The organism is Sphingomonas sp. GM_Shp_1 (genome assembly GCF_026540895.1).
Taxonomy (GTDB): Bacteria; Pseudomonadota; Alphaproteobacteria; order Sphingomonadales; family Sphingomonadaceae; genus Sphingomonas.
This window is the reverse complement of record NZ_JALNUR010000004.1, coordinates 101,180-124,497: the sequence shown is the minus strand read 5'-3', so window position 1 is coordinate 124,497 and position 23,318 is coordinate 101,180. Positions and strand designations below refer to the sequence as shown.

At 65.7% G+C, this 23,318-nt stretch carries 23 protein-coding genes; 11 read left to right on the top strand and 12 right to left on the bottom strand.

The window, feature by feature from the left end:
* A complete protein-coding gene (locus OXQ33_RS03980; protein ID WP_267433385.1) occupies positions 1-1,473 on the top strand; it encodes a Ppx/GppA family phosphatase in 1,473 nt (490 codons plus the stop codon).
* On the opposite strand, the gene OXQ33_RS03975 is transcribed toward OXQ33_RS03980, so the two are convergent.
* Together OXQ33_RS03975 and rnd are read right to left on the bottom strand one after the other, a co-directional pair.
* Complete coding sequence (locus OXQ33_RS03975) at positions 1,460-1,675, bottom strand: I78 family peptidase inhibitor (RefSeq protein ID WP_267433384.1); 216 nt, start codon at positions 1,673-1,675, stop codon at positions 1,460-1,462. The two genes, OXQ33_RS03980 and OXQ33_RS03975, sit on opposite strands and share 14 nt — an antisense overlap.
* Before the next feature lie 68 nt (positions 1,676-1,743).
* Entirely contained in the window at positions 1,744-2,922 is a 1,179-nt protein-coding gene (gene rnd / locus OXQ33_RS03970; RefSeq protein ID WP_267433469.1) for a ribonuclease D, read from the bottom strand.
* Positions 2,923-3,058: 136 nt separating this feature from the next.
* Between rnd and aspS the strand changes: the two genes are divergently transcribed.
* Positions 3,059-4,873, top strand: a complete 1,815-nt coding sequence (gene aspS, locus OXQ33_RS03965; RefSeq protein WP_267433468.1) for an aspartate--tRNA ligase — start codon at positions 3,059-3,061, stop codon at positions 4,871-4,873.
* Between the two features lie 94 nt (positions 4,874-4,967).
* On the opposite strand, the gene OXQ33_RS03960 is transcribed toward aspS, so the two are convergent.
* Entirely contained in the window at positions 4,968-5,618 is a 651-nt protein-coding gene (locus OXQ33_RS03960) for a carbonic anhydrase (protein WP_267433383.1), read from the bottom strand.
* 154 nt (positions 5,619-5,772) lie between these two features.
* Here OXQ33_RS03960 and lipA point away from each other — a divergent pair, with 154 nt between their 5' ends.
* Positions 5,773-6,696, top strand: coding sequence for a lipoyl synthase (gene lipA / locus OXQ33_RS03955; protein WP_230480649.1), 924 nt, complete (start codon positions 5,773-5,775; stop codon positions 6,694-6,696).
* Positions 6,696-7,154, top strand: coding sequence for a type II toxin-antitoxin system RatA family toxin (locus OXQ33_RS03950; RefSeq protein ID WP_267433382.1), 459 nt, complete (start codon positions 6,696-6,698; stop codon positions 7,152-7,154). Before lipA ends, OXQ33_RS03950 begins: the two co-directional genes overlap by 1 nt.
* Here the strand turns inward: OXQ33_RS03950 and OXQ33_RS03945 are convergent.
* Genes OXQ33_RS03945 through OXQ33_RS03935 form a run of 3 tightly spaced genes read right to left on the bottom strand, consistent with a single transcriptional unit; the run spans position 7,115 to position 9,314 of the window.
* Positions 7,115-7,615, bottom strand: coding sequence for a CinA family protein (locus OXQ33_RS03945; protein WP_267433381.1), 501 nt, complete (start codon positions 7,613-7,615; stop codon positions 7,115-7,117). The genes OXQ33_RS03950 and OXQ33_RS03945 overlap by 40 nt on opposite strands.
* Positions 7,615-8,145, bottom strand: coding sequence for a hypothetical protein (locus OXQ33_RS03940; RefSeq protein ID WP_267433380.1), 531 nt, complete (start codon positions 8,143-8,145; stop codon positions 7,615-7,617). Before OXQ33_RS03940 ends, OXQ33_RS03945 begins: the two co-directional genes overlap by 1 nt.
* Positions 8,142-9,314, bottom strand: a complete 1,173-nt coding sequence (locus OXQ33_RS03935; protein ID WP_267433379.1) for a bifunctional 2-C-methyl-D-erythritol 4-phosphate cytidylyltransferase/2-C-methyl-D-erythritol 2,4-cyclodiphosphate synthase — start codon at positions 9,312-9,314, stop codon at positions 8,142-8,144. Before OXQ33_RS03935 ends, OXQ33_RS03940 begins: the two co-directional genes overlap by 4 nt.
* A gap of 92 nt (positions 9,315-9,406) precedes the next feature.
* Between OXQ33_RS03935 and dusB the strand changes: the two genes are divergently transcribed.
* The 7 genes from dusB (at position 9,407) to hflX (ending at position 18,511) form a co-directional block, all read left to right on the top strand.
* The gene (dusB, locus tag OXQ33_RS03930; RefSeq protein WP_267433467.1) at positions 9,407-10,408 is read left to right on the top strand and encodes a tRNA dihydrouridine synthase DusB; all 1,002 of its coding nucleotides are present in this window, start codon (positions 9,407-9,409) and stop codon (positions 10,406-10,408) included.
* Positions 10,392-11,459: an ATP-binding protein gene (locus tag OXQ33_RS03925; RefSeq protein ID WP_267433378.1), complete on the top strand. Its 1,068-nt coding sequence runs from the start codon at positions 10,392-10,394 to the stop codon at positions 11,457-11,459. The genes dusB and OXQ33_RS03925 overlap by 17 nt, the downstream gene beginning before the upstream one ends.
* Positions 11,456-12,898 (top strand): nitrogen regulation protein NR(I), encoded by a 1,443-nt coding sequence (gene ntrC / locus OXQ33_RS03920; RefSeq protein WP_267433377.1) that lies wholly within the window; start codon positions 11,456-11,458, stop codon positions 12,896-12,898. Before OXQ33_RS03925 ends, ntrC begins: the two co-directional genes overlap by 4 nt.
* 61 nt (positions 12,899-12,959) lie before the next feature.
* Positions 12,960-15,206, top strand: coding sequence for an ATP-binding protein (locus tag OXQ33_RS03915; RefSeq protein WP_267433376.1), 2,247 nt, complete (start codon positions 12,960-12,962; stop codon positions 15,204-15,206).
* A gap of 6 nt (positions 15,207-15,212) precedes the next feature.
* Positions 15,213-16,589: a sigma-54 dependent transcriptional regulator gene (locus tag OXQ33_RS03910; protein WP_267433375.1), complete on the top strand. Its 1,377-nt coding sequence runs from the start codon at positions 15,213-15,215 to the stop codon at positions 16,587-16,589.
* A 30-nt stretch (positions 16,590-16,619) separates the two neighbouring features.
* Positions 16,620-17,222: an RNA chaperone Hfq gene (hfq, locus tag OXQ33_RS03905; protein ID WP_267433374.1), complete on the top strand. Its 603-nt coding sequence runs from the start codon at positions 16,620-16,622 to the stop codon at positions 17,220-17,222.
* Entirely contained in the window at positions 17,219-18,511 is a 1,293-nt protein-coding gene (gene hflX / locus OXQ33_RS03900) for a GTPase HflX (RefSeq protein WP_267433373.1), read from the top strand. Before hfq ends, hflX begins: the two co-directional genes overlap by 4 nt.
* On the opposite strand, the gene mazG is transcribed toward hflX, so the two are convergent.
* From mazG to OXQ33_RS03870, 6 genes are all read right to left on the bottom strand, one after another.
* Positions 18,492-19,208, bottom strand: a complete 717-nt coding sequence (mazG, locus tag OXQ33_RS03895; RefSeq protein ID WP_267433466.1) for a nucleoside triphosphate pyrophosphohydrolase — start codon at positions 19,206-19,208, stop codon at positions 18,492-18,494. The genes hflX and mazG overlap by 20 nt on opposite strands.
* Positions 19,209-19,276: 68 nt before the next feature.
* A complete protein-coding gene (locus OXQ33_RS03890) occupies positions 19,277-19,846 on the bottom strand; it encodes a TIGR02281 family clan AA aspartic protease (RefSeq protein ID WP_267433465.1) in 570 nt (189 codons plus the stop codon).
* Positions 19,847-19,848: 2 nt separating this feature from the next.
* Positions 19,849-20,613, bottom strand: coding sequence for an MBL fold metallo-hydrolase (locus OXQ33_RS03885; protein ID WP_267433372.1), 765 nt, complete (start codon positions 20,611-20,613; stop codon positions 19,849-19,851).
* A complete protein-coding gene (locus OXQ33_RS03880) occupies positions 20,610-21,386 on the bottom strand; it encodes a TatD family hydrolase (protein WP_267433371.1) in 777 nt (258 codons plus the stop codon). Before OXQ33_RS03880 ends, OXQ33_RS03885 begins: the two co-directional genes overlap by 4 nt.
* Positions 21,386-22,942, bottom strand: coding sequence for a methionine--tRNA ligase (gene metG, locus OXQ33_RS03875; RefSeq protein WP_267433370.1), 1,557 nt, complete (start codon positions 22,940-22,942; stop codon positions 21,386-21,388). The genes OXQ33_RS03880 and metG overlap by 1 nt, the downstream gene beginning before the upstream one ends.
* 46 nt (positions 22,943-22,988) lie before the next feature.
* On the bottom strand, positions 22,989-23,318 hold the full coding sequence (locus OXQ33_RS03870; protein ID WP_267433369.1) for a DUF423 domain-containing protein: 330 nt from the start codon (positions 23,316-23,318) through the stop codon (positions 22,989-22,991).

Here is a 23,318-nt window from a genome sequence, read left to right as displayed (position 1 = left end):
ATGGCGGGACCTCGCGCGCCGCGCACGGCGATCATCGACATCGGGTCCAACTCGGTCCGCCTGGTCGTCTATCAGGGACCGGCACGACTGCCCGCGATCCTGTTCAATGAGAAGGTGATGGCCGGGCTGGGACGCGGTCTGGCCGCTACGGGGTCGATCGATCCCGCGGCTCTTGCCAAGGCGCAGGTGGCCTTGGCGCGCTTCGCCATGCTGGCGCGGGAAATGGGGGTGACGAGCCTTCGCACCGTGGCGACCGCAGCGGTGCGCGATGCGGCCAATGGCGGCGAGTTGATCGCCTGCGCCGAATCGTTGGGGCTCGACGTCGAACTGCTGTCCGGTGAGCAGGAGGCCAACGCGGCGGGCGAGGGTGTCCTGTCGGCCATTCCCGACGCGGACGGCATCGTCGGCGATCTGGGTGGTGGCAGCCTGGAACTGGTTCGCGTCCGGGAAGGCGATGTCGAGGACCGGGTGTCCTTCCCGCTGGGCGTGTTGCGTATTCCCGCCTTACGCGAACGCGGCGGCAAGACGTTCGAGCGGCATATCGCCCGGCTGATCGAGGATGCGGGCTGGGAAGGCCGGGGCAGGGGGCTGCCCTTCTATATGGTCGGCGGGTCGTGGCGCGCGCTGGCGCGGCTGGACATGACGCTGGCCGATTATCCCCTGCCGGTGCTTCATCATTACGAACTGACGCCGGTCGATATCCTGCGTCTGTCGCGGACCATCCCGCATCTCGGCAAGGCTCGCCTGCGTGAAGTGCAGGGCCTGTCCTCGAGCCGCGCCGCCACGCTGGGCGATGCGACCGCGCTGCTCAGCGTGCTGCTCAAGCATCTGGGGAGCAGCACCACGGTCGTCTCCGCCTTCGGTCTGCGGGAAGGGTTGTTGTTCGGGGCACTCGATGCCCGGACCCGTTCGCTCGATCCGCTGATCGTCGCGGCGCGCGAGGAAGGGCGGCTGCTGGGTCGCTTTCCCGAGCATGGCGATCTGCTCGACGGCTGGATCGCCCCCTTGTTCGAGGAGGAAGCGGCGGCCGATGCCCGGCTCCGTCATGCTGCCTGTCTGCTCGCCGATGTCGGCTGGCGCGCCAACCCCGAGTTCCGCGCCGAACGCGGCGTGGAGATCGCCCTGCACGGCAATTGGGTGGGGATCGACGCGACCGGGCGCGCCATGCTCGCACAGGCGCTTCACACCAGTCTGGGCGGCGGACTGGCCGTGCCCGTGCCGCTGACCGAACTGGCGACCCCGGCGCAGTTGAAACAGGCGACGAACTGGGGCCTGGCGATCCGGCTGGGTCAGCGGCTGAGCGGCGGGCTGGCCGGACCATTGGAGCGGACCGGGCTGGTCATGGGCGACACGACGCTCGCGCTCGCCATGCGGGATGAGGATCGGGGCTTTTACGGCGAGGCGGTCGAGCGCCGCCACGCCGCATTGGCCACGGCGCTGGGAAGAACGGCGGAGCGGATCAGCCGCACTTGAAGCGGGTGATCCGCCCCTGCGCGTCGGTTTCGACGTTCAGCCGGTCGGGCCGGAAGTCCATCGTGACGATCGTGTCGGGCGCAATGACCCGCAGGGTGCGCGCGCTGGAGGTCTTCATGACCTGATCGCGCATCGATTCGGCCCAGACCTTGCCGACGAGCCGGGCGACCTTGCCATCACCACAGCCCCGATTGTCGGTCATGGTTTCCGTTTTCGGGGTAGGGACACAAGCGGCGAGGCCGAACGAAACGGCCAGAGCAACGACGCGCATCATGCTTCTTCCTCCGCCGTGCGGACCATCTTCAACTTGCCGCCCTTGACGACGAAGCCGGTCCGCCCTTCCACCAGATCGAGCGCATCGCGACCGAATTGCTCGAAGCGCCAGCCCTCCAGCACCGAAAGGCCGCTACGAACCCCCGCCGCGAGCATTTCCAGATCGTCGGCGCGCGCGAGGAGGCGCGGTGCCACATCGATGTCGCGCGCGCGGATCTTCAGCAGCAGCTTGAGCAGATCGGCGACCAGTGCGCCCTCGCGCCCCATGCCCGGCTTGCGGTCGTCGCGCGCGGGCAGTTCGTCGGCACCCAGCGGCGCGGCGCTTTCCAGCGCATCCATCAGGCGACTGCCGATATCGTTGCTCGCCCAGGTCGCCGACAGCCCGCGCACCTTCGCCAGATCGGCCTGCTTGCGCGGCGGATGGCCCGCCAGATCGGCCAGCGTCTCGTCCTTGACGATCCGGCCGCGCGGCAGGTCCTTGGCCTGCGCCTCCAGCTCGCGCCAACGGGCCAGCGCCTTCAGGCGGCCCAGCATGTCCGGCTTGCGGCCCGATACGCGCACCCGCTTCCAGGCGCAGTCGGGATCGTTGGCATAGTGCGACGGATCGGCGAGCCGCTCCATTTCCTGATCCAGCCATGCCCCGCGCCCGGTCTTGCGCAGCCGCTCCAGCATCTTGGGGAAGATCGCCGACAAATGCGTCACGTCGCCGATCGCATAATCGACCTGCCGCTGATCGAGCGGACGGCGCGACCAGTCGGTGAAGCGCGCGCCCTTGTCGACCTGGATACCCAGCCAGCTGTCGACCAGGTTCGAATAACCGATCTGCTCGCCCTGACCCAGCGCCATGGCCGCGATCTGCGTGTCGAACAGCGGGTGAGGGGTCTTGCCGGTCAGATTGTAGATGATCTCGATATCCTGCCCACCGGCATGAAAGACCTTGAGCACCGCGTCATTGTTGACCAGCAGGTCGAGCAGCGGCGTCATGTCCAGCCCCGGCGCCTTCGGATCGATCGCCGCGGCTTCCTCGGTATCGGCGATCTGGATCAGGCAGAGCTCGGGCCAATAGGTGCTCTCGCGCATGAATTCGGTATCGACCATGACATAGTCGGCTTGCGACAGGCGGGCACAGAGATTGGCGAGCGTGGCGCTGTCGGTAATCAACGGATGAACGTGCATCGCCTGCACATAGCCCGGCCCGCGCGGGTTGACAAAGAGGAACGCGTGGGCGGCCCATTCGGGCACATTGGGATTGACAAAAGGGGGGTAGGCGGGGAAGCGGCTGGGCTTTCCAGACGTTCAGAGAATGTTCGCCATGCACGCCTATCGTACTCATAACTGCGCCGCGCTGACGGCCGAAGCCGTGGGCCAGACGGTCCGTCTGTCCGGCTGGGTCCATCGCAAGCGCGATCATGGCGGCGTGCTGTTCGTCGACCTGCGCGACCATTACGGCATCACCCAGATCGTCGCCGACAGCGACACGCCCGCGCTCGCCATCCTGGAAAGCGTCCGGGTCGAGTCGGTCGTGACCATCGACGGCGTGGTGAAGGCGCGTTCGGCGGGCACCGTCAACCCGAACCTCGCAACCGGTGAGATCGAGGTGTTCGCGCGCGGCGCGACCGTCCTTTCCGCCGCTGAGGAACTGCCCATGCCGGTGGCGGGCGAGCAGGAATATCCCGAGGATATCCGCCTGCGCTATCGCTTCCTCGACCTGCGTCGCGAGACGCTGCATGCGAACATCGTCCGCCGGACCCAGGTGATCGCCGACATGCGCCGCCGCATGGAGACGGCAGGCTTCACCGAATATTCGACCCCGATCCTGACCGCCTCGTCGCCGGAAGGCGCGCGCGACTTCCTAGTGCCCAGCCGTATCCATCCGGGCAAGTTCTACGCGCTGCCCCAGGCGCCGCAGCAATATAAGCAGCTTCTGATGGTCGCGGGCTTCGACCGCTATTTCCAGATCGCACCCTGCTTCCGCGACGAAGACCCGCGCGCCGATCGCCTGCCGGGCGAATTCTACCAGCTCGACCTGGAGATGAGCTTCGTCACCCAGGAAGAGGTGTGGGAGACGATGGAGCCGGTGATCGGCGGCATCTTCGAGAAGTTCGCGGATGGCCGCACCGTCACCCCGATCGGCCAGTTTCCGCGTATTCCCTATTCGGAATCGATGCTGAAATACGGCAACGACAAGCCCGACCTGCGCAATCCGTTGATCATCACCGATGTCTCGGAGCATTTCACGACGTCGGGCTTCGGCCTGTTCGAGAAGATCGTCGGCTCGGGCGGCGTCGTCCGCGCGATCCCGGCGCTGGGCACCGCCGAGAAGAGCCGCAAGTTCTTCGACGAGATGAACGAATGGGCGCGCGCCGAGGGCCATGCGGGTCTTGGCTATGTCACCCGCAAGGGCGGCGAGTTCGGCGGCCCGATCGCCAAGAACCACGGCACCGAGGGCATGGAGGCGATCTATGCCGCGCTAGGCCTTGGTCCCGATGATGGCCTGTTCTTCGCGGCGGGCAAGGTCGAGGCGGCGACCAAGCTGGCAGGGCTCGCGCGCACCCGCGTTGCCGAGCAGCTCGGCCTGATCGAGGAAGGCGCGTTCCGTCTGTGCTGGATCGTCGACTTCCCCTTCTACGAGTGGGACGAGGACGAGAAGAAGGTCGAGTTCGCCCACAACCCCTTCTCGATGCCGCAGGGGGGCATGGAGGCGCTCATATCCGCCGATCCGCTGTCGCTCAAGGCATACCAGTACGACCTGGTCTGCAACGGCTTCGAGATCGCCTCGGGCTCGATCCGCAACCAGTCGCCCGAACTGATGGTCGCTGCGTTCGAGAAGGTCGGCCTGTCCAAGGCGGATGTCGAGGAGCGCTTCGGCGGTCTCTACCGCGCCTTCCAGTACGGCGCGCCGCCGCACGGTGGCATGGCGGCGGGCGTCGACCGCATCGTCATGCTGATCTGCGGCGCGCAGAACCTGCGCGAAATTTCGCTGTTCCCGATGAACCAGCGGGCCGAGGATTTGCTGATGGGCGCGCCCAGCCTTCCCAGCGCCAAGCAGATGCGTGAGCTGTCGCTGCGCTCGACGGCCGAGCCGAAAAAGGACGTGGACCAGGTCGTCGCCCCTTCGGCGGGCTGACCCCGTTACCATCGCCACGTAAAAAGGGCGGGCGCCGGTTTCGGCGTCCGCCCTTTCCGTGTCGTGTCCGGGCCAGGGGCCCGAACCGACTCCCTTAAGCCGCGGCCAGCGCCGGCGTAGCGGGCTTGAATTCGCCCTGCTCGTCCATGATGTGCAGCACGCCGTCGGCGATCGCGAAATAAGCGCCGCGCAGGGTCAGCTTGCCCGCTTCCTCGCGACTGGTGACGAAGGGGAAGGTGCGCAGGTTGGCGATCGACGTGCGCACCGACTCCAGTTCCATCTCACGCATCGCGTCGGGACCGTCGCCGTGCTTGGCGATGACCTTTTCGCGGGCTCCGTCGAGCAGGCTCACCCAGTCCGAGACGAAGCCCCCTTCACCCTGCGGGGCGTGTGCGAAACCTTGCGTCAACGCCGCCTTGCAGCCGCCGCACGCGCCATGGCCCATGACGACCACATCGGTCACTTCGAGCTGCGTCACCGCAAATTCCAGCGCCGCCGACACGCCGTGATGACCACCGCCTGTCTCGAACGGCGGCACAAGGTTGGCGACGTTGCGCACGACGAAGATTTCGCCGGGCAGCGTGTCGAAGATCTGGGCCGGATCGACGCGGCTGTCGGAGCAGGCGATCACCATTACCTTGGGGCTCTGGCCTTCCTTCAATTCGGCCCAGCGGTCGCGCTGGCGACGCCAATCGGAAGTCCGAAAGCGCTGATAGCCATCCACGAGGTCGTTAAAGTCGGTCATTGCTCTCTCTTATCCAGTCTAGGAAACGATGCTCTAGCAGGCGAACCCGAGCGTGGCCGTTTCGGTTCCATATCAAATTGTGTCTGTCGCGCGATACCCCGGATGCGCATAGCAGGCATTGTGTCCGGCGGGGACCATCGCTATTTCGCGGGGCATGAACGAGTTGACACCGTTGGTCGCGCCGGTGCGCGCGCGCAAGCCGGACTGGATCCGCGTCAAGGCTCCGACCAGCGCCGGGTTCGCCGCCACGCGCGAGCTGATGCGGGCCAAGAGCCTGACGACCGTCTGCGAAGAGGCCGCCTGTCCGAACATCGGCGAATGCTGGTCGAAGAAGCATGCGACCGTCATGATCCTAGGCGACACCTGCACCCGCGCCTGCGCCTTCTGCAACGTGAAGACCGGCATGCCGCGCAAGGTCGACGCGATGGAGCCGCAGAATGTCGCGGATGCCGCCGCACAGATGGGGCTCAATCATATCGTCGTCACCTCGGTCGACCGGGACGACTTGCCCGATGGCGGCGCATCGCAGTTTGTGAAGGTGATCGAGGCGCTGCGCCGCACCACGCCGAACACGACCATCGAAATCCTGACGCCGGACTTCCGCAACAAGGCGCAGGCCGCGATCGAGTCGATCGTCGAGGCGCGGCCCGATGTCTACAACCATAACTTGGAAACGGTCCCCCGGCTTTATCCGACGATCCGGCCGGGTGCGCGCTATTACGCGTCGCTGCGCCTGCTGGAGAGCGTGAAGCGCCACGACCCGTCGATCTTCACCAAGTCGGGCGTGATGCTGGGCCTGGGCGAAGAGCGGCTGGAAGTGCATCAGGTGATGGACGACATGCGCTCGGCCGACATCGATTTCCTGACCATGGGCCAGTATCTCCAGCCGACGCCGCGCCACGCCAAGGTCGCGGAGTTCGTCACGCCCAAGGCGTTCGACGCCTATGCCTCGATCGCGCGCGCCAAGGGCTTCCTGCTGGTCGCCAGCTCGCCGCTGACGCGCTCCAGCTATCATGCGGGCGACGATTTCGAACGGTTGCGGGCGGCGCGCGAGGCGAAGCTGGCAGCCAAGCGCTGATGCCCAAGCATAGCGAGACACGGCATCTGCCCTACACGCCGGAGCAGATGTTCGATCTGGTCGCCGATGTGGCGCGCTATCCGGAGTTCCTGCCCTGGGTCTCCGCCATGCGCGTCCGGTCGGACTCGGATAGCGAGACGGTGGCCGACATGATCGTCGGCTTCAAGGGGCTGCGCGAAACCTTCACCAGTCGCGTGACCAAGACCCGCCCCGAATCGATCGACGTCGACTATCTGGACGGGCCGCTCAAATATCTACGCAACAACTGGCGTTTCCGGCCCGAGGAACAGGGGTGCGCGGTCGACTTCACCGTCGACTTCGCTTTCAAGAACCGGGTGTTCGAGATGCTGGCGGGGCAGGTGTTCGGCACCGCGCTCCGCCGCATGATCGGTGCGTTCGAGGATCGCGCCGCCAAGCTTTACGGCAGCAACAACTCCAGCGCCAACAGCGCCGCCTGAAGCCGGATCGCGCCGCGCCCGATGTCGCCGAATTCGTGGCGCTCGGCCTTCACATCCTCGGGGTCGCCGTCACGTAGCGCACGGGCGAAGACGACGGTGCCGACCGGCTTCTTCGCCGTGCCGCCGCCGGGGCCCGCCACGCCCGTGATCGCCACCGCCACATCGGCCTCGCTGGCCGCCAGCGCGCCCTGCGCCATGCCCCAGGCGGTCGCCGTCGATACCGCTCCGAACGTCTCGATCACCTCGGGGTTGACCTTGAGCATCGCGATCTTGGCTTGGTTCGAATAGGTGACGAACCCCGCCTCGACCACGTCGGACGATCCCGGAATTTCCGTCAAAGCGGCGGACACCAGCCCGCCGGTGCAGCTTTCGGCCAAGGCGACGCGGCGACCCGCCGCGCGGTTCTCGGTCACGACCCGTTCGGCCAGGGCGATCAATTCGCGCGGCAGCAGCACGTCCATCAGCGGTTCCCGTTCGTGCAAAGCGGCAGATCGGGCACGGCCACCTGCCGCCCTCGTGCCTTTTCCGTCTTGAGATATTGCAGCGCGGTCACGACGACCGACGCCATGTTGCGCGGGGGCAAGGGGGCCAACTGCGTCACCAGACGGTCGATCGTCCCGCAATCCTCCAGCCCGATCCGCCCGACGATGAACGGCACGAGCAGCGAGGTTAGCAGCGGACGGGCGTAATCCGACTGCAACAGCGTATCGATCGCCGGGTCCGACAGTTTGACGATCGCGGCACGGGCGGCAGGCCAGGCCTGATCCGCCGCGCTCTCATATTTGGCGATCAGGGTTCCGCCACCCCGGATCAGGCTGGTGGCGGGCAGTCGTGCCCCGCATACCCGACCGGTTTCGCGCAATATGTCGGGCAGGGCGACCAGCGTCATCGCCTCCGCCTCGGACGCGGTGATGCAGGAGCGGGCCTGAGCGCTCGCGATCTCCGGTGCGATCAATGCCGCAAGCGCGACGATCAGACCCAGGCGCTTCATGCGGGCATTCCCCCGGGAAGGCGCACGGTAGCGACCGCCTGCGTCGCGATGCCTTCGCCGCGACCGGTGAAGCCCAGGCGTTCGGTGGTCGTGGCCTTCAGGCTGACCCGGCTCTGTTCGATGTTCAGCAGTCCCGAGATCCGCTCGACCATCGCGGCACGGTGGGGGCCGATCTTGGGTGCTTCGCAGATGATGGTCAGGTCGACGAAATCGATCCGCCCGCCCTTGTCGGCGATCAGCTTGGCCGCGTGTTGCAGGAACTGGCCCGACTCGGCCCCCTTCCATTGCGGATCGCTCGGCGGGAAGTGGGTACCGATATCGCCCGCAGCGATCGTGCCGAGCAGCGCGTCGGTCAGCGCATGGAGCGCGACATCGGCATCGCTATGCCCCGACAGCCCCTGATGATGCGGGATCAGCACGCCGCCCAGCCAGAGTTCCTCACCATCTTCCAGACGGTGAACGTCGAAACCCATCGCGGTCCGGGTTTCCCATGCGAGTCGCATATCGGCGCCGGCCAAGTCGTCGGGATAGGTGATTTTCTCGAGCATGGCATCGCCCTGCACCAAAGCGACGCGCCCGCCAAGCCGTCGCACCATCTGCGCATCGTCGGTCGCCTCGGCATCGGCGGGCCAGGCGGCATGGGCGGCGATGACCGATTGCAGGTGAAAGCCCTGCGGGGTCTGCACCCGGACGACGCCGTCACGCGGCACGGTGTCGCCCAGATGGACGCCGTCCGGCCGCAGGCTTTCCCGCGCCAGCGTATCCGCGACCGGCAGCACCGGCATCGCGCCATCGGTCGTTTCCAGTCCGGCCAGAACGCGGTCGATCACGTCCCGCGAGAGGAAGGGGCGGGCGGCGTCGTGGATCAGCACTTTTTCGACCCCGGCCAGGGCGAGCTGCCGCAAACCGTTCGCCACCGATTCGCGGCGGCTGGCGCCACCGGCCTCGCACCGGGCGTCCGGCAGAATGGTGCGCGCCGTCTCCAACTGGTCCGGCGCGACCATGATCAGAACGGGGCCGATCGCGGGATGGCCGGCAAAGGCGGCATGGCTCCACGCCAGCATGGGCCGACCGCCCAGGTCGCGAAACTGCTTCGGGACACCGCCACCCATGCGGCTGCCGCCCCCCGCCGCGACGATCAGCGCGGCGATCTTTCCATTCTCGCTCATGCCGCGCCGTCTAGCGGCTTTTAGGGGGTGTCGCCAATCTTGCCTCTCGATCCATGTTCGCGTACAGCGCTGCTTATTTTTCAGGCAGTATGATGCGTAATCTCGCCCCCATCCAGGTCGGTCCGGTGACGATCGATAGCCCCGTCGTTCTGGCGCCGATGACCGGCGTCACCGACATGCCGTTTCGCACGCTGGTCCGCCGCTATGGTTCAGGCCTGAACGTGACCGAGATGATCGCCAGCCAGGCCGCCATCCGCGAGACGCGTCAGTCGATCCAGAAGGCCGCATGGCATCCGCTGGAGGAGCCGGTGTCCATGCAGTTGGTCGGCTGCACGCCCTATGAAATGGGCGAGGCGGCCAAGCTGAACGCCGATCGCGGCGCGGCGATCATCGACATCAATATGGGCTGTCCGGTGCGTAAGGTCGTCAACGGCGATGCGGGCTCGGCTTTGATGCGCGACCTGAAGCTGGCGGCGGAGATCATCCGCGCGACGGTGGACGCGGTGGATGTGCCGGTAACGCTGAAGATGCGGATGGGCTGGTGCCATGACAGCCTGAACGCCCCCGAATTGTCGCGCATCGCCGAGGATATCGGGGTCAAGATGATCACCGTCCATGGCCGCACCCGCAACCAGATGTACAAGGGGCAGGCGGACTGGGCCTTCATCCGCCAGGTGAAGGATGCGGTGTCCATTCCCGTCATCGCCAATGGCGACATCTGTTCGGTGGACGATGCCGACATGGCGCTGGACCAGTCGGGCGCGGACGGCGTGATGATCGGGCGTGGCGCCTATGGCCGCCCCTGGCTGTTGGGGCAGGTCATGCACTGGTTCGCCACCGGCGAGCGCCGCGAGGATCCGCCGCTCGACGAGCAATATCGCGTCGTTGCCGAACATTATGACGCGATGCTCGACCATTATGGCACCGAGACGGGCGTCAACATGGCCCGCAAGCATATCGGCTGGTACACGCGCGGGCTTCACGGCTCCGCCGAGTTCCGCAACAAGGTCAATCAGGAAGCCAGTGCCGATCGCGTCAAGGCGATGCTGTACGACTTCTACATGCCGCAGATCGAGCTTGCAGCCGCGGCCTGACACGACGCGCCATGGTCGACCGGGTTTCGCGGCATTGTTCGCCGCCCTGCCGGTCGCGGTCGTGGTGGTCGATCCGGAGGATCGGATCGCGCATGCCAATGGGCTTGCCGAACAGTTGCTGAACCTGTCCGAGCGGTTGATGATCGGACAGCCGCTGGCCGCGATCCTGCCCCCGCCGGATGCGCCGCGCAGTCGCGACGGACATGGCTTCGCCGTGTACGACACGGTCATCGCGACACCACGCGGTCACAAGATCCGGGTAGATTTCGTCGAAGCGCAGATTCCCGATCATACGGGCTGGCGAGCGATCACGCTGCACAGCGCGGGGCAATCGCGCCGTCTGGCCCACGCCTCGGAACGCAGCGCCGGAGCGCGGGCCGCCATCGGTGCCGCCGCGATGCTCGCGCACGAGATCAAGAACCCGCTGTCCGGCATCCGCGGCGCCGCGCAACTCCTCAACGGTGGCGAGTTGACCACGCTGATCACCACCGAGGTGGACCGGATCGCCGCGCTCATCGATCGGATGCAGGATTTCAGCGATACCCGGCCCTTGCCGCTGGCATCGGAGAATATCTATCCGCTGCTCGCCCATGCGCGCGGGGTGGCGCTGGCGGGCTTCGCGCGGGGTATCCAGATCGAGGAACGGTTCGACCCATCGTTGCCGCCCGCGCGGATCAATCGCGACGCCTTGCTTCAGATCGTCATCAACCTGTTGAAGAATGCGCGCGAGGCGGTTCGGTCCGTGCGCAACCCCCGGATCATCCTGACGACCGCCTATCGTCACGGCATGTCGGTCAGCACGGACGATGGACGGACCCGCCTGCCTCTGCCCATTGAAATCTGCGTGATCGACAATGGCCCGGGCGCGCCTCCGGACATCGCGGATCACATGTTCGACCCCTTCGTCTCCAGCCGCCGCGAGGGGCAGGGGCTCGGCCTCGCGCTGGTCGACAAGCTGGTCCGCGACATGAGCGGCATCATTCAATATACAAGAGAGGGCTCGCCCGAAATGACCGTCCTGCGTCTGTTGCTGCCCAGGGCCGCCGCATGAGCCATGTCCTGGTCGTCGATGACGACGCCGCGATCCGCACCGTGGTCGGGCAGGCGCTGCGCCGCGCGGGGCACGAAGTCACGACGGTCGAGACGCTGGCCCGGCTCGACAAGATGCTGGCGGGCGGCGCGCCGGACATATTGGTGACGGACGTCATCCTGCCCGATGGCGACGGCATCGACCATATCCGAAGCGTCGCCCAGCGTTTTCCGACCCTGCCCATCATCATCCTATCAGCGCAGAATACCCTGACCACGGCGGTGCGCGCGGCGGAGGTGGGTGCGTACGAATATCTGCCCAAGCCCTTCGACCTCGACGCGCTGACCAATGCGGTGGCGGGGGCGCTGGCGCGGCGGGGGGTGCTGGTCGAGGACGCCTTGCCGGACGACGATCGCGCGCTTCCGCTGATCGGTCGCTCGCAGGCGATGCAGAGCGTGTATCGCATCATCGCGCGCGTGGTCGCGACCGATCTCACCGTGCTGATCTCCGGCGAGTCGGGGACCGGCAAGGAACTGGTCGCGCGGGCGATCCATGATCTGGGCCCGCGCCGCGCGGCCCCGTTCCTGGCGATCAACATGGCGGCGATCCCGCGCGAATTGATCGAGGCCGAGTTGTTCGGCCATGAACGCGGCGCGTTCACCGGCGCGGCCCAGCGCAATGCGGGCCGCTTCGAGCAGGCCGCTGGCGGCACCCTGTTCCTCGACGAGATCGGCGACATGCCGATGGAGGCGCAGACCCGGTTGCTGCGGGTCCTCCAGTCGGGCGAGTTCACCACTGTGGGCGGCGCGCGGACGATCCGTACCGATGTCCGCATCGTCGCGGCGACGAACCGCGATCTTGGCCAACAGGTCGTCTCCGGCCAGTTTCGCGAAGACCTGTTCTATCGCCTGAATGTCGTCCCCATCGCACTCCCCGCGCTGCGCGAGCGGCGACAGGATATCCCCTTGCTCGCCCGCCATTTCCTGGAGAACGCCGCGCTGCAAGGTCTGCCGAGGCGGCGGATCGACAGTCAGGCGGTCGATGTGCTCGTGGCGCATGACTGGCCAGGCAATGTGCGCGAACTGGAAAATATGATGCGTCGCCTCGCCGTTTTGGCACGCGACGAGGTGATCGATGCGGAGGCGATCCGCGCCATGATGGGCGAAGCGCGTCAGTCTTCTCACGGTCCGGACGATACACATGGCGGCGATCTGGCGGCTGCGGTCCGCAGCTATCTCGCGCGGCTTGCCGTGGAGCGCCCCGCGTCGCTGGACGACGGCTCGCTTTACGACCGTATCATCGGCGAGGTCGAACGCCCGTTGATCGAGGCGATGCTGGCGCGACACGGCGGCAATCAGTTGCGAACCGCCCGCGCGATGGGGATCAATCGTAATACCCTGCGCAAACGCCTCGACACGCTTCGCATTCCTGTCAGCGGCGATGACGAGCCGGCGGACTGACTAACGAAATTTTTACGAATTGTGGCTTGCAGGTCACGCTTCACGTTGTACGATTGCAACGATGTTGGCGTCCCTGAAGCCTGCCGGTCCTACCGAACCGCCGCGATCCCGCTTGGCGGTGACACCGGCGGTGGAGGTGGCGATCGTCATCGGCGCCATCGCCATCGCCGCCGGGACCTATTGGTTCATCGAACAGCGGCATGATGCGCAGGGCCTGATCGCGCCGCCGGTCATCGCCGGTTTGCTGGCGCTCAATCTGGTGCCGGGCATATTGTTGCTGATGCTGCTCGGGCGGCGGGTCGCCATGCGGCGCGCGGCCGAGTCCGCGGTCGGCGGGGGCGGGCGGCTCCATGTACGACTGGTGGCGATCTTCTCGCTCACCGCCAGCGTACCGATCCTGCTGACCGTCGTGACGGCGTCGGTGATGTTCCAGTCCTCGGCCGAATTCTGGATTTCGGACCGCGCGCGCAAGGCCTTCAGCGACGCGATGGACATCGCCCGCCAGTCGCAGCAGCAGATCATCAACCGCTGGGTTTTCGCTGGGCGCGCCATGTCGCAGGACCTTGGCCGCAACCTCCCGGTGCTGCGCGAGAACCGGCGCGATTTCCACGATTATCTGGTCCAGCAGACGATCGTGCGCGACATGGAGGAGGCGGTGCTCTTCTCCTATGATCCCAAACAGGGCTTCAAATTCTACGACTTTTTCAATCAGCCGACCGATGCGAGCTTCCGGGAACTGGTGACGCCGGAGATGATGGGTCAGGCCAGCCGGTCGAACCGGCCGGAAGTCGGCATCAACGAACAACGTGTCTGGGTCGTCACACCTCTGCCGGACAGCAGCGGGATCATGCTTTACGTCGGGACCAGCGTGAACGCCGCGTTCCTCAGCAAGCAGCATTTCGCGGCCGAGGACGTGGTGGAGGGCTACCGCGCTTTGCAGGGCCGGGCCCGGTCACTCCAACTGAAGTTCAACATCGCCTTGTTCTTCGTCGCCCTGCTGATCGTCGGGATCGCGGTGTGGATCGCCCTGGCGGTGGCCGATCGGCTGGTGCGTCCGGTGGGTGAGCTGGTCGATGCGGCCCGGCGCATCGCGGGCGGCGATCTGACCGCCCGCGTACCCGATCCCCGCACCCGTGACGAGGTCGGCACGCTGGCCAACGCGTTCAACCAGATGACCGGCCAGCTCGAACAGCAGAATACCGAACTGGTCACGGCCAACGCCCAGCTCGACAATCGCCGCGCGCTGATCGAAGCGGTGATGGCCGGGGTCTCGGCCGGCGTCGTCGCGATCGGCGCCGATCGCCAGGTCCGGATCGCCAACAACTCCGCCGACATGCTGCTCGGCGTGGAGCCGGGCGGACTGATCGGCCACCGCCTGATCGAGGTGGCCCCCGAACTGGACGCGCTGCTCGACCAGGGGCGGCGCGAGGCGACCGTGCAGGTTGCGCTGCACGGCGACATGCGGACCCTGGCGGTGCGGATCGCGCAGACGGCGGACGGGCCGATCCTGACCTTCGACGACATCACGCAGCAATTGCTCGATCAGCGCCGGGCCGCCTGGTCGGATGTCGCCCGGCGCATCGCGCATGAGATCAAGAACCCGCTGACCCCCATCCAGCTCGCGGCGGAGCGTCTCCAGCGCCGCTATGGCAAGGTCATCGATCCGCAGGACGAAACCTTTGGCCGCCTGACCGAGACGATCGTCCGCCAGGTCGGCGATCTCCGCCGGATGGTGGACGAATTCTCCTCCTTCGCGCGTATGCCCAAGCCGGTCTTCCGCGAGGAAGCGATCGCGGACATCTGCGCCCAGGCGATGTTCCTCCACGAAGTCGCCCATCCCGAAATCCGGTTCGAGATGGAGCAGGACGAGCCCGCGCCGATGATGGTCTGCGACCGGCGGCAGATGAGCCAGGCGCTGACCAACATCGTGAAGAATGCGGTGGAGGCGATCGAGGCGCGGCCGGAGGGGATGAAGGGCGGCCATGTCATGCTGACCGTCGGACAGCAGGGGGGCATGGTGACGATAACGGTCGCCGACAACGGCGTGGGCCTGCCGCCCGAGCGCGATCGGATCATCGAGCCCTATATGACGACGCGCGCGCGCGGCACCGGTCTGGGCCTCGCCATCGTCAACAAGATCATTGCGGAACATGCCGGCACGATCGGCTTTTCCGACAATCCTACCGGCGGCACCATCGTTTCGATGATGTTCGATGCCGGCGCCCTGGCGGCGCTGGATCAGGGTGGCGCCGAACCCGAACTGGCTGGGGAGGGCCAGCTCACCGCTTTGACTCGTACTCGGACGTAAAGAATCATGGCTTTGGACATTCTCGTCGTCGACGACGAACTCGATATCCGCGAACTGGTCGCCGGCGTGCTGGAGGATGAGGGCTATGACGCCCGCGTCGCCGCCGACAGCGATGCCGCGTTGGAGGCGGTGGCGGTGCGGCGACCGTCGCTGGTGCTGCTCGACGTCTGGTTGCAGGGCTCGAAGCTCGACGGTCTGGAACTGCTCGATGAGATCAAGCGGCGCGATCCCTCGATCCCCGTGCTGGTGATCTCGGGCCACGGCAACCTCGACACGGCGGTGGCGGCAATCCGGAAAGGGGCCGCGGACTTCATCGAGAAGCCGTTCGAGGCCGAACGCCTGTTGCTGATGGTCGGTCGCGCGACCGAGACTGAGCGGCTGCGGCGCGAGAACGCATCGCTGCGCGCCAGTGCCGGGCGGGAAACCGATCTCACCGGTTCGTCCAGCGCGATCAACGGCATCCGCGCCACCCTGAAGCGCGTCGCCGCGACCGGCAGCCGCGTGCTGATCATGGGCGCGGCGGGCGTCGGCAAGGAAGTCGCGGCGCGGCTGCTCCACGGCTGGAGCAACCGGTCGAGCGCGCCTTTCGTGGTCGTCAGCGCGGCGCGCATGACGCCCGAGCGCGTCGATGAGGAATTGTTCGGGGTGGAGGAGGGGGGTGACCTCGTCCGCACCGGGCTGCTCGAACAGGCGCATGGCGGCACCTTGTTCCTGGACGAGATCGCCGACATGCCGATCGCGACCCAGGCGCGTATCCTGCGCGTGTTGACCGACCAGAGCTTCACGCGCGTCGGCGGTACGCGGGTGGTGAAGGTCGATGTCCGCGTCGTGTCCGCCACGGCGCGCGACCTGACGCAGGAGATCGCCGAGGGCCGGTTCCGCGAGGACCTTTATTATCGCCTCAACGTCGTGCCGGTGACCATCCCGTCGCTGTCCGAGCGGCGGGAAGACATCCCGCCGCTGGTTGAGCATTTCATGGCGCATTACGCCACCGAACGCCGCGTCCGCACGCCCGAGATCGCGCCCGATGCGATGGTCGCGATGCAATCCTATGACTGGCCCGGCAATGTCCGCCAGCTTCGCAACGTCGTCGAGCGGACCATCATCCTGGCGCCGGGCGACCGGGTCGGCCGGATCGATCTGGACCTGCTTCCCGCCGAAGTGCTGGGCGAGGGGGCCGATATGGGAGGCGGGGGCGCCACCGCCATCATGGGGGCTCCCTTGCGCGAGGCGCGCGAGAGCTGGGAGCGCGAGTATCTGCGCGTCCAGATCCGGCGTTTTTCGGGCAATATCTCCCGCACCGCCAGCTTTATCGGGATGGAACGGTCCGCGCTCCACCGCAAGCTGAAGCTGCTGGGGATCAGCGAGACGCGCGACGAGTGACGCAATAGTCATGCCGTCGCCTCTGGACGAATGCCCCTCGAAACCATAGATATTGGCCGCGCTCGGCACACGGGCGCGGTTCCGACGCCGGGAAACGGCGCTATTCGCGGGCACGGACCCGCCAAGAACAAGGGCTCGACCATGGCCGACAAAACAGGTTCGCTTCAGGACCTCTTTCTGAATGCGCTGCGCCGTTCCAAGGCGCCCGTTACCATGTTCCTCGTCAAGGGGGTGAAACTCCAGGGCATCGTGACCTGGTTCGACAATTTCTCGGTGCTCTTGCGCAGGGATGGACAGTCGCAGCTGATCTACAAGCATGCCATCTCCACCATCATGCCGTCCGGCCCGCTGGACGTGGCCGCGATCGTCGACGGCGTGAACGAACAGCAGCGCAAGAACCCGCTGTTGCAGGAAATCTTCCTCAACGCGGTGCGCAAGTCCGAAGACCCCGTCACCATGTTCCTGATCAACGGCGTGATGCTTCAGGGGCAGATTGCGGGCTTCGACCTGTTCTGCATGCTGCTCCAGCGTGAGGGCATGGCGCAGCTCGTCTATAAGCACGCCGTATCGACCATTCAGCCCGCCCGGCCGCTGAACCTGGCCGAAGAGCAGGCGGGATCGGCCGAGGATTGAGCACCGGTTTCGATCGCGATCGCGGTGAATTCACGCGGGGTGCCCGCACCGTCATCGTCCTGCCGGATCAGGGGGATGCGGCGCGGGACGCCGATGCGCGTCTGGACGAGACCGCGGGGCTCGCGATGGCAATCGGCCTGGATGTGGTCGAGCGTATCGCGCTGCGAGTCCGGGCCCCCAAGCCCGCGACCCTGATCGGCAGCGGTCAGGTCGAACAGGTCGCCCAGCAGGTGCGGATGGAGGAGGCGCAGCTCGTCGTGTTCGACGGAGCGCTCACGCCCGTCCAGCAGCGCAATCTGGAAACCGCGCTGGAGGCCAAGGTCATCGACCGTACCGGCCTGATCCTTGAGATTTTCGGCGAGCGTGCCGCGACCGCCGAGGGGCGGTTGCAGGTTGAACTGGCGCATCTGGATTATCAGGCGGGTCGACTGGTGCGTAGCTGGACCCACCTTGAGCGTCAGCGCGGTGGCTTCGGCTTTCTGGGCGGCCCCGGCGAAACGCAGATCGAGGCCGACCGGCGGATGATCCGCGACCGCATGGCGCGCCTGCGTCGCGAACTGGATCAGGTCAGCCGGACGCGGGGCCTCCACCGTGATCGGCGTCAGCGCGCGCCTTGGCCGATCATTGCCTTGGTCGGCTATACCAACGCCGGGAAATCGACGCTTTTCAATCGGTTGACGGGTGCCGATGTCATGGCGAAGGATTTGCTGTTCGCCACGCTCGACCCGACGTTGCGACAGATCCAATTGCCTGGGATCGACAAGGCGATCCTGTCGGACACGGTGGGCTTCGTCTCCGATCTGCCGACGCAGCTCGTCGCGGCATTCAAGGCGACGCTGGAAGAGGTGGTGTCCGCCGACCTGCTCATCCATGTCCGCGATATCGCGCATCCCGATAGCGAAGCCCAGCGCGCGGATGTCGAAGCGGTGCTGACCGAGATCGGCGTCGATCCGGAAACGCCGCGCTTCGAGGCGTGGAACAAGATGGATTTGGTCGAAGGCGATCTGCGCCACGACCTTCTCGCGGAAGCCGATCGGCGTTCCAACATCGTCGCGGTATCGGCGATGACGGGGGACGGCATCGATGACCTGATCGAGCAGGTGGCGCAGGCGCTGACCTCCGGCCACCGCCGCTACCGCTTGACGCTCGACGCGGGCGACGGGGCGGGGGCCGCATGGCTGCATGCCCATGGCGAGGTGCTCGATCAGGCGATCGAGGGCGAGCAGGCGGTTTATGAGGTGCGCCTATCCCCGCCCGATTATGACCGGTTCACCCGTCGCGGCGTTTGACCTTCTGCCAAAGGGCTTCCTTGGCTTCCAAGTCCAGCGCCGCGAAGCCTTCGCCGGCTTCCTGCTCCATCGCGCGAAAGCGACGCTCGAACTTGAGGTTGCCCTTGCGCAACCCCACCTCGGCGTCGATGCCATGATGGCGCGCCCAGTTGACGACAGCGAACAGCAGATCGCCAAATTCCTCTTCGAGCGTCTCCGGCGTCGCTTCGGCGATCTCCTGTAATTCCTCGTCGATCTTGGCGCGCGCGCCTTGTGGATCGGGCCAGTCGAAGCCAACCCTGGCCGCGCGGTTTTGCAGCTTCTCGGCCCGCATGAGCGCAGGCAAGCCGAGCGCCACACCGTCGAGCGTACCGCTCGCCGCCTTGGCGCGTCGCTCTTCGGCCTTGATCTGCTCCCAAAGGTGATGGCCGCCCTCGGCAACGTCGCCGAAGATGTGCGGATGGCGGCGCTCCATCTTATCGCTGATCGCCGTCACGACATCCGGGAAGGAGAAATGGCCCAGGTCGGCGGCGATCTGGGCATGGAAGACGACCTGCAGTAGCAGATCGCCGAGTTCGTCCTTCAGGTCCGCCATGTCGCCGCGCGCAATCGCGTCCGCGACTTCATGCGCTTCCTCGATCGTATAGGGCGCGATGCTCCCGAAGCTCTGGGCAACGTCCCATTCGCAACCCGTTTGGGGGTCCCGCAGGCGCTTCATGATGGTCAACAGGCGATCCACCGGATCTTACTCCTCAAGTTTGATAATATATATTATGTAAAACTAAGTCACTTGGACTCGTTCAGGATGAGCACGCCTTGTTCCACCCTCCACGACCGCAGCCGTCGCAGCACATTCATTCCGATGACGTCCTGATTGCCGAAGCTGGGCGATACGATCGCGCCGACGTCGTTCAATTCGATGGGCCCGATCGCAAGATGACGGATCGTCGCATGATCGGCGGTGACCCTGCCATTCGCGGTTTCGACCATCGTAGCGAACGGACTTTCACCGAGATCTAATCCGGCGGCCTTGGCCGTCGCCTGCGACAAGGCGGTCGTCGTGGCACCGCTATCGATCAGCATACGTCGTTGGACACCGTTGATCCGCACGTCCGCCCAGAAATGCCCGTCCTCCGCGACCGCGATGCGCACCACGCCCTCCGGCGCGCCACGGCCCGGCAGAAGGCTACTCAGCCGGTCACGCTGTGCGACAACCAGAAAGGCGACGCCGAAGATACCAATCCACATCAACGCCATACGTAGCGTCTGGCCGGTCGGAATGCGCCGAGCCGCCAAGGCGCTCAGCGGCAGCAGAAGGATCAGGCCATAGTATAGGAAGTCCATGACCCGATCCATGCTCACGGTATCAGCTCCAACCCGTCATAGGCCGGACAAACACCGGGCGGCAGTTCCCGGCACAATGTGGCATAGTCCATCGACTGATCCATATGGATCAACGCGCTCTGTCTCGGTTCGAGTTCGTCGATCCATTCGAGAACTGTCGGAAGATCGGCATGCGCGGGATGCGGATGGCGTCGTAGTGCATCCACGACCCATAGATCGACATGACGATAAAGATTGGCCATCTGTTCTGTTAATTGATGAAAATCAGTAGCATAACCAATGCTCTTGCCATCACAGTCGAAGCGCAGGCCCGCAGAGAATATCCGGCCATGCGGCTGATCCAACGACCGGACACGGATCGACCCGATCAGGATATCGTCCTCCAGCACCGTCATGGTGGCGGTCGGCGGATAGCCCGTCTTTCCCTGAAACACATAGCCGAAGCGACGTTGCAAAGCCTCTGCCGTCGCGGGGCGTGCGTAACCGGCAACCGGATGCCCCAGCGCATGGTAGATCTGCCGGACGTCGTCGATGCCGTGGCAATGATCGGCGTGGTCATGCGTCCAGATGATCGCGTCCACCGTGCCGATCTCCGCCGCAAGCAACTGCTCGCGCATATCGGGGCCCGTGTCGATCAGGATGCGCGTTCCGTCATGCTCGATCAGCGCCGAGCACCGCATACGGCGATTGCGGGGCTCGGCCGGATCGCATGCCCCCCAGTCATTGCCGATCCGGGGGACGCCGGAGGAGGTGCCGCAACCCAGAATGCGGATCTTCACGCCGCGGTCTTCGTGAACAGACGATGGAAGTTTTCCGCCGTGGCCCGGGTCAGAACGTCCAATGGCTCACCCCGCAGATCCGCGAGGAACGCTGCGGTATCCGCGACGAAGGACGGCTCCCCCGTCTTTCCCCGATGCGGAACGGGGGCCAGGAACGGCGCATCGGTTTCGACGAGCAATCGGTCGAGCGGCAGGCGCGCGGCGGTGGCCTGCAAATCCTTGGCGTTCTTGAAGGTCACGATACCCGAAATGGATATATAAAAGCCTAACGCCAAAGCCTTATCGGCGAAATCTCCGCTGGCGGTGAAACAGTGGATGACGCCGGGATAGGCCCCCTTCCCCATTTCTTCGGCCAGGATTGCGGCAGTATCGTCCTCCGCATCGCGCGTGTGTACGACCAGCGGCAGACCGGTCTCGCGACAGGCGGCAATATGCGCGCGAAAGCTCGCCTGTTGCCGTTCGCGATCGCTGTGGTCGTAATAATAGTCCAGTCCGCTCTCGCCGATGCCGACGACGCGCGGATGCGCGGCGCGCTCGACCAGTTTCGCGGTATCGACATGGGCATGGGCGTCGGCCTCATGCGGATGGATGCCGATCGTCGCCCATACATCGGGTTCGCGCTCGGCCGTGGCGATTACCGCATCCCATTCGCTCTCCCGGGTCGAGATGTTGAGCATCGCGGTGACCCCACGATCCCGCGCGCGGGTCAGGATCGCCGCCTGATCCTCGACCAGCCCCTTGTAATTGAGGTGGCAGTGGCTGTCGGCGAGCATCAGGCGTCGGCCTCGGCCGGGATTTCGAGGCGGGGAAAGGCCGGGGTCGGCGGCGACAGGGCAATGCCGCTGGATGCGCGGCGGGCATACCAGCCGTCATCGTCGATCGCCGCGTGATCGCGCTCCTCGGCCCCCAGCGTGTCGAGCACCAGCCCTGCCCCACGTGGCGTGACCGGCAAAATGGCGATGGCGAGCATCCGGATGGCGCGGACCAACGTCCCCAGCACGGCATGCATCCGCTCCGGATCGGTCTTGCGCAGCGACCATGGCGCCTGCACGTCGATATACTGGTTGCAGGCATAGACGCCGCGCATCCACGCCTCGATCCCCTGGCTCAGCATCAAGTCGTCGAACGCGGTCTTCAACCCGGCACAGGCGACCACGACCTCCTCGATCAGGACCGCATCGGCGGGATCGTCGCGACCCGGCTCGGGAAGTTCGCCGTTCAAATTCTTGGCAATGAACGACAAGGTCCGCTGGGCGAGATTGCCGAAGCTGTTGGCCAGTTCGGCATTGACCCGCGTCACGATCGCTTCGGCGGAATAGGAACCGTCCTGCCCGAAGCTGACCTCGCGCAGGAAGAAATAGCGCAGCGCATCGACACCGAAGGCATCCGCCAGCCCCATCGGATCGACGACATTGCCGACCGACTTGGACATCTTCTCGCCCCGGTGGAGCAGGAAGCCATGGCCAAACACCGACTGCGGCAGAGGCAGGTCCGCCGACATCAGGAATGCGGGCCAATAGACGGTGTGGAAGCGGACGATATCCTTTCCGATCAAGTGCAGATTGGCGGGCCAGAAACGCGCCAATTCGCTGTCCTTGTCGGGATAGCCCGTGCCGGTCAGATAGTTGGTCAGCGCGTCGACCCAGACATACATGACATGGCCGGGGCTGTCGGGCACCGGCACCCCCCAGTCGAAGCTGGTGCGCGATACGGACAGGTCGGACAGACCACCCTCGACGAAGCGCATCACCTCGTTCCGGCGGCTTTCCGGGCGGATGAAATCGGGATTGTCGCGGTAGAGGTCGAGCAGCGGCTGCTGGTATTTCGACAAACGGAAAAACCAGGTCTCCTCCGCCGTCCACTCGACCGGCGTCCCCTGCGGCGACAGCTTGGTGCCGCCCTCTCCGGTGGTCAGTTCGGCTTCGTCGTAAAAGGCCTCGTCACGGACCGAATACCAGCCCTCATAGCGGTCGAGATACAGGTCGCCCTTGTCCTGCATCGCCTTCCAAATGGCTTGGCTGGCGGCATAATGATCGGCGTCGACCGTCCGGATGAAACGATCATAGCTGATATCAAGACGATCGGCCATCACGTGGAAATGACTGGACATTTCGTCTGCGAACTCGCGAGTGGAAATGCCGCGCGCGCGTGCCGCCTGGGCCATTTTCAGGCCATGCTCGTCGGTGCCCGTCTGGAACAGCACGTCGCGCCCTGCCTGGCGCTGGAAGCGCGCGATGACATCCGCTGCGACCATTTCATAGGCATGGCCGATATGCGGACGGCCATTGGGATAGTGGATCGCGGTGGTGATATAGAATGGATCGGCCATGCCCGGTCCCTAGAACATCGCTTCGTGCAGGTGAAGCCCGACCCGCTCAGCCGCGCAAAGTCCAGGCCAGCCACAGCCAGCCCAGGATCAGGATCGTCCCGCCGATGGGCGTCACTGCGCCCAGCCAGCGCGGCGCACCGAACGCCATGGCGTAGAGCGTGCCCGCAAAAATCCCGCCGCCGATGACGAAAGCCCATGCGACACCCCGCGCCTCCATGCGAAGGGCGACGAGGGCGGCGACCGCGTGGATCAGCTGATACTGACCGCCGGTCCGCAGCCACTCGACCGCGACCCCTTCGGCCCGGTGTGCGCCGAACGCCCCCGCCGCGATGGCGATCGCGCCCGACAAGCCCGCCAGGATACCCAGTAACGCCAT

Excerpts from the sequence above, each read along its gene's own strand:
- OXQ33_RS03980 (WP_267433385.1), top strand. The coding sequence starts at position 1 with ATGGCGGGACCTCGCGCGCCGCGCACGGCGATCATCGACATCGGGTCC.
- OXQ33_RS03975 (WP_267433384.1), bottom strand. The coding sequence starts at position 1,675 with ATGACCGACAATCGGGGCTGTGGTGATGGCAAGGTCGCCCGGCTCGTC.
- rnd (WP_267433469.1), bottom strand. The coding sequence starts at position 2,922 with ATGCACGTTCATCCGTTGATTACCGACAGCGCCACGCTCGCCAATCTC.
- aspS (WP_267433468.1), top strand. The coding sequence starts at position 3,059 with ATGCACGCCTATCGTACTCATAACTGCGCCGCGCTGACGGCCGAAGCC.
- OXQ33_RS03960 (WP_267433383.1), bottom strand. The coding sequence starts at position 5,618 with ATGACCGACTTTAACGACCTCGTGGATGGCTATCAGCGCTTTCGGACT.
- lipA (WP_230480649.1), top strand. The coding sequence starts at position 5,773 with ATGAACGAGTTGACACCGTTGGTCGCGCCGGTGCGCGCGCGCAAGCCG.
- OXQ33_RS03950 (WP_267433382.1), top strand. The coding sequence starts at position 6,696 with ATGCCCAAGCATAGCGAGACACGGCATCTGCCCTACACGCCGGAGCAG.
- OXQ33_RS03945 (WP_267433381.1), bottom strand. The coding sequence starts at position 7,615 with ATGGACGTGCTGCTGCCGCGCGAATTGATCGCCCTGGCCGAACGGGTC.
- OXQ33_RS03940 (WP_267433380.1), bottom strand. The coding sequence starts at position 8,145 with ATGAAGCGCCTGGGTCTGATCGTCGCGCTTGCGGCATTGATCGCACCG.
- OXQ33_RS03935 (WP_267433379.1), bottom strand. The coding sequence starts at position 9,314 with ATGAGCGAGAATGGAAAGATCGCCGCGCTGATCGTCGCGGCGGGGGGC.
- dusB (WP_267433467.1), top strand. The coding sequence starts at position 9,407 with ATGCGTAATCTCGCCCCCATCCAGGTCGGTCCGGTGACGATCGATAGC.
- ntrC (WP_267433377.1), top strand. The coding sequence starts at position 11,456 with ATGAGCCATGTCCTGGTCGTCGATGACGACGCCGCGATCCGCACCGTG.
- OXQ33_RS03915 (WP_267433376.1), top strand. The coding sequence starts at position 12,960 with ATGTTGGCGTCCCTGAAGCCTGCCGGTCCTACCGAACCGCCGCGATCC.
- OXQ33_RS03910 (WP_267433375.1), top strand. The coding sequence starts at position 15,213 with ATGGCTTTGGACATTCTCGTCGTCGACGACGAACTCGATATCCGCGAA.
- hfq (WP_267433374.1), top strand. The coding sequence starts at position 16,620 with ATGCCCCTCGAAACCATAGATATTGGCCGCGCTCGGCACACGGGCGCG.
- mazG (WP_267433466.1), bottom strand. The coding sequence starts at position 19,208 with ATGAAGCGCCTGCGGGACCCCCAAACGGGTTGCGAATGGGACGTTGCC.
- OXQ33_RS03890 (WP_267433465.1), bottom strand. The coding sequence starts at position 19,846 with ATGGATCGGGTCATGGACTTCCTATACTATGGCCTGATCCTTCTGCTG.
- OXQ33_RS03880 (WP_267433371.1), bottom strand. The coding sequence starts at position 21,386 with ATGCTCGCCGACAGCCACTGCCACCTCAATTACAAGGGGCTGGTCGAG.
- metG (WP_267433370.1), bottom strand. The coding sequence starts at position 22,942 with ATGGCCGATCCATTCTATATCACCACCGCGATCCACTATCCCAATGGC.
- OXQ33_RS03870 (WP_267433369.1), bottom strand. The coding sequence starts at position 23,318 with ATGGCGTTACTGGGTATCCTGGCGGGCTTGTCGGGCGCGATCGCCATC.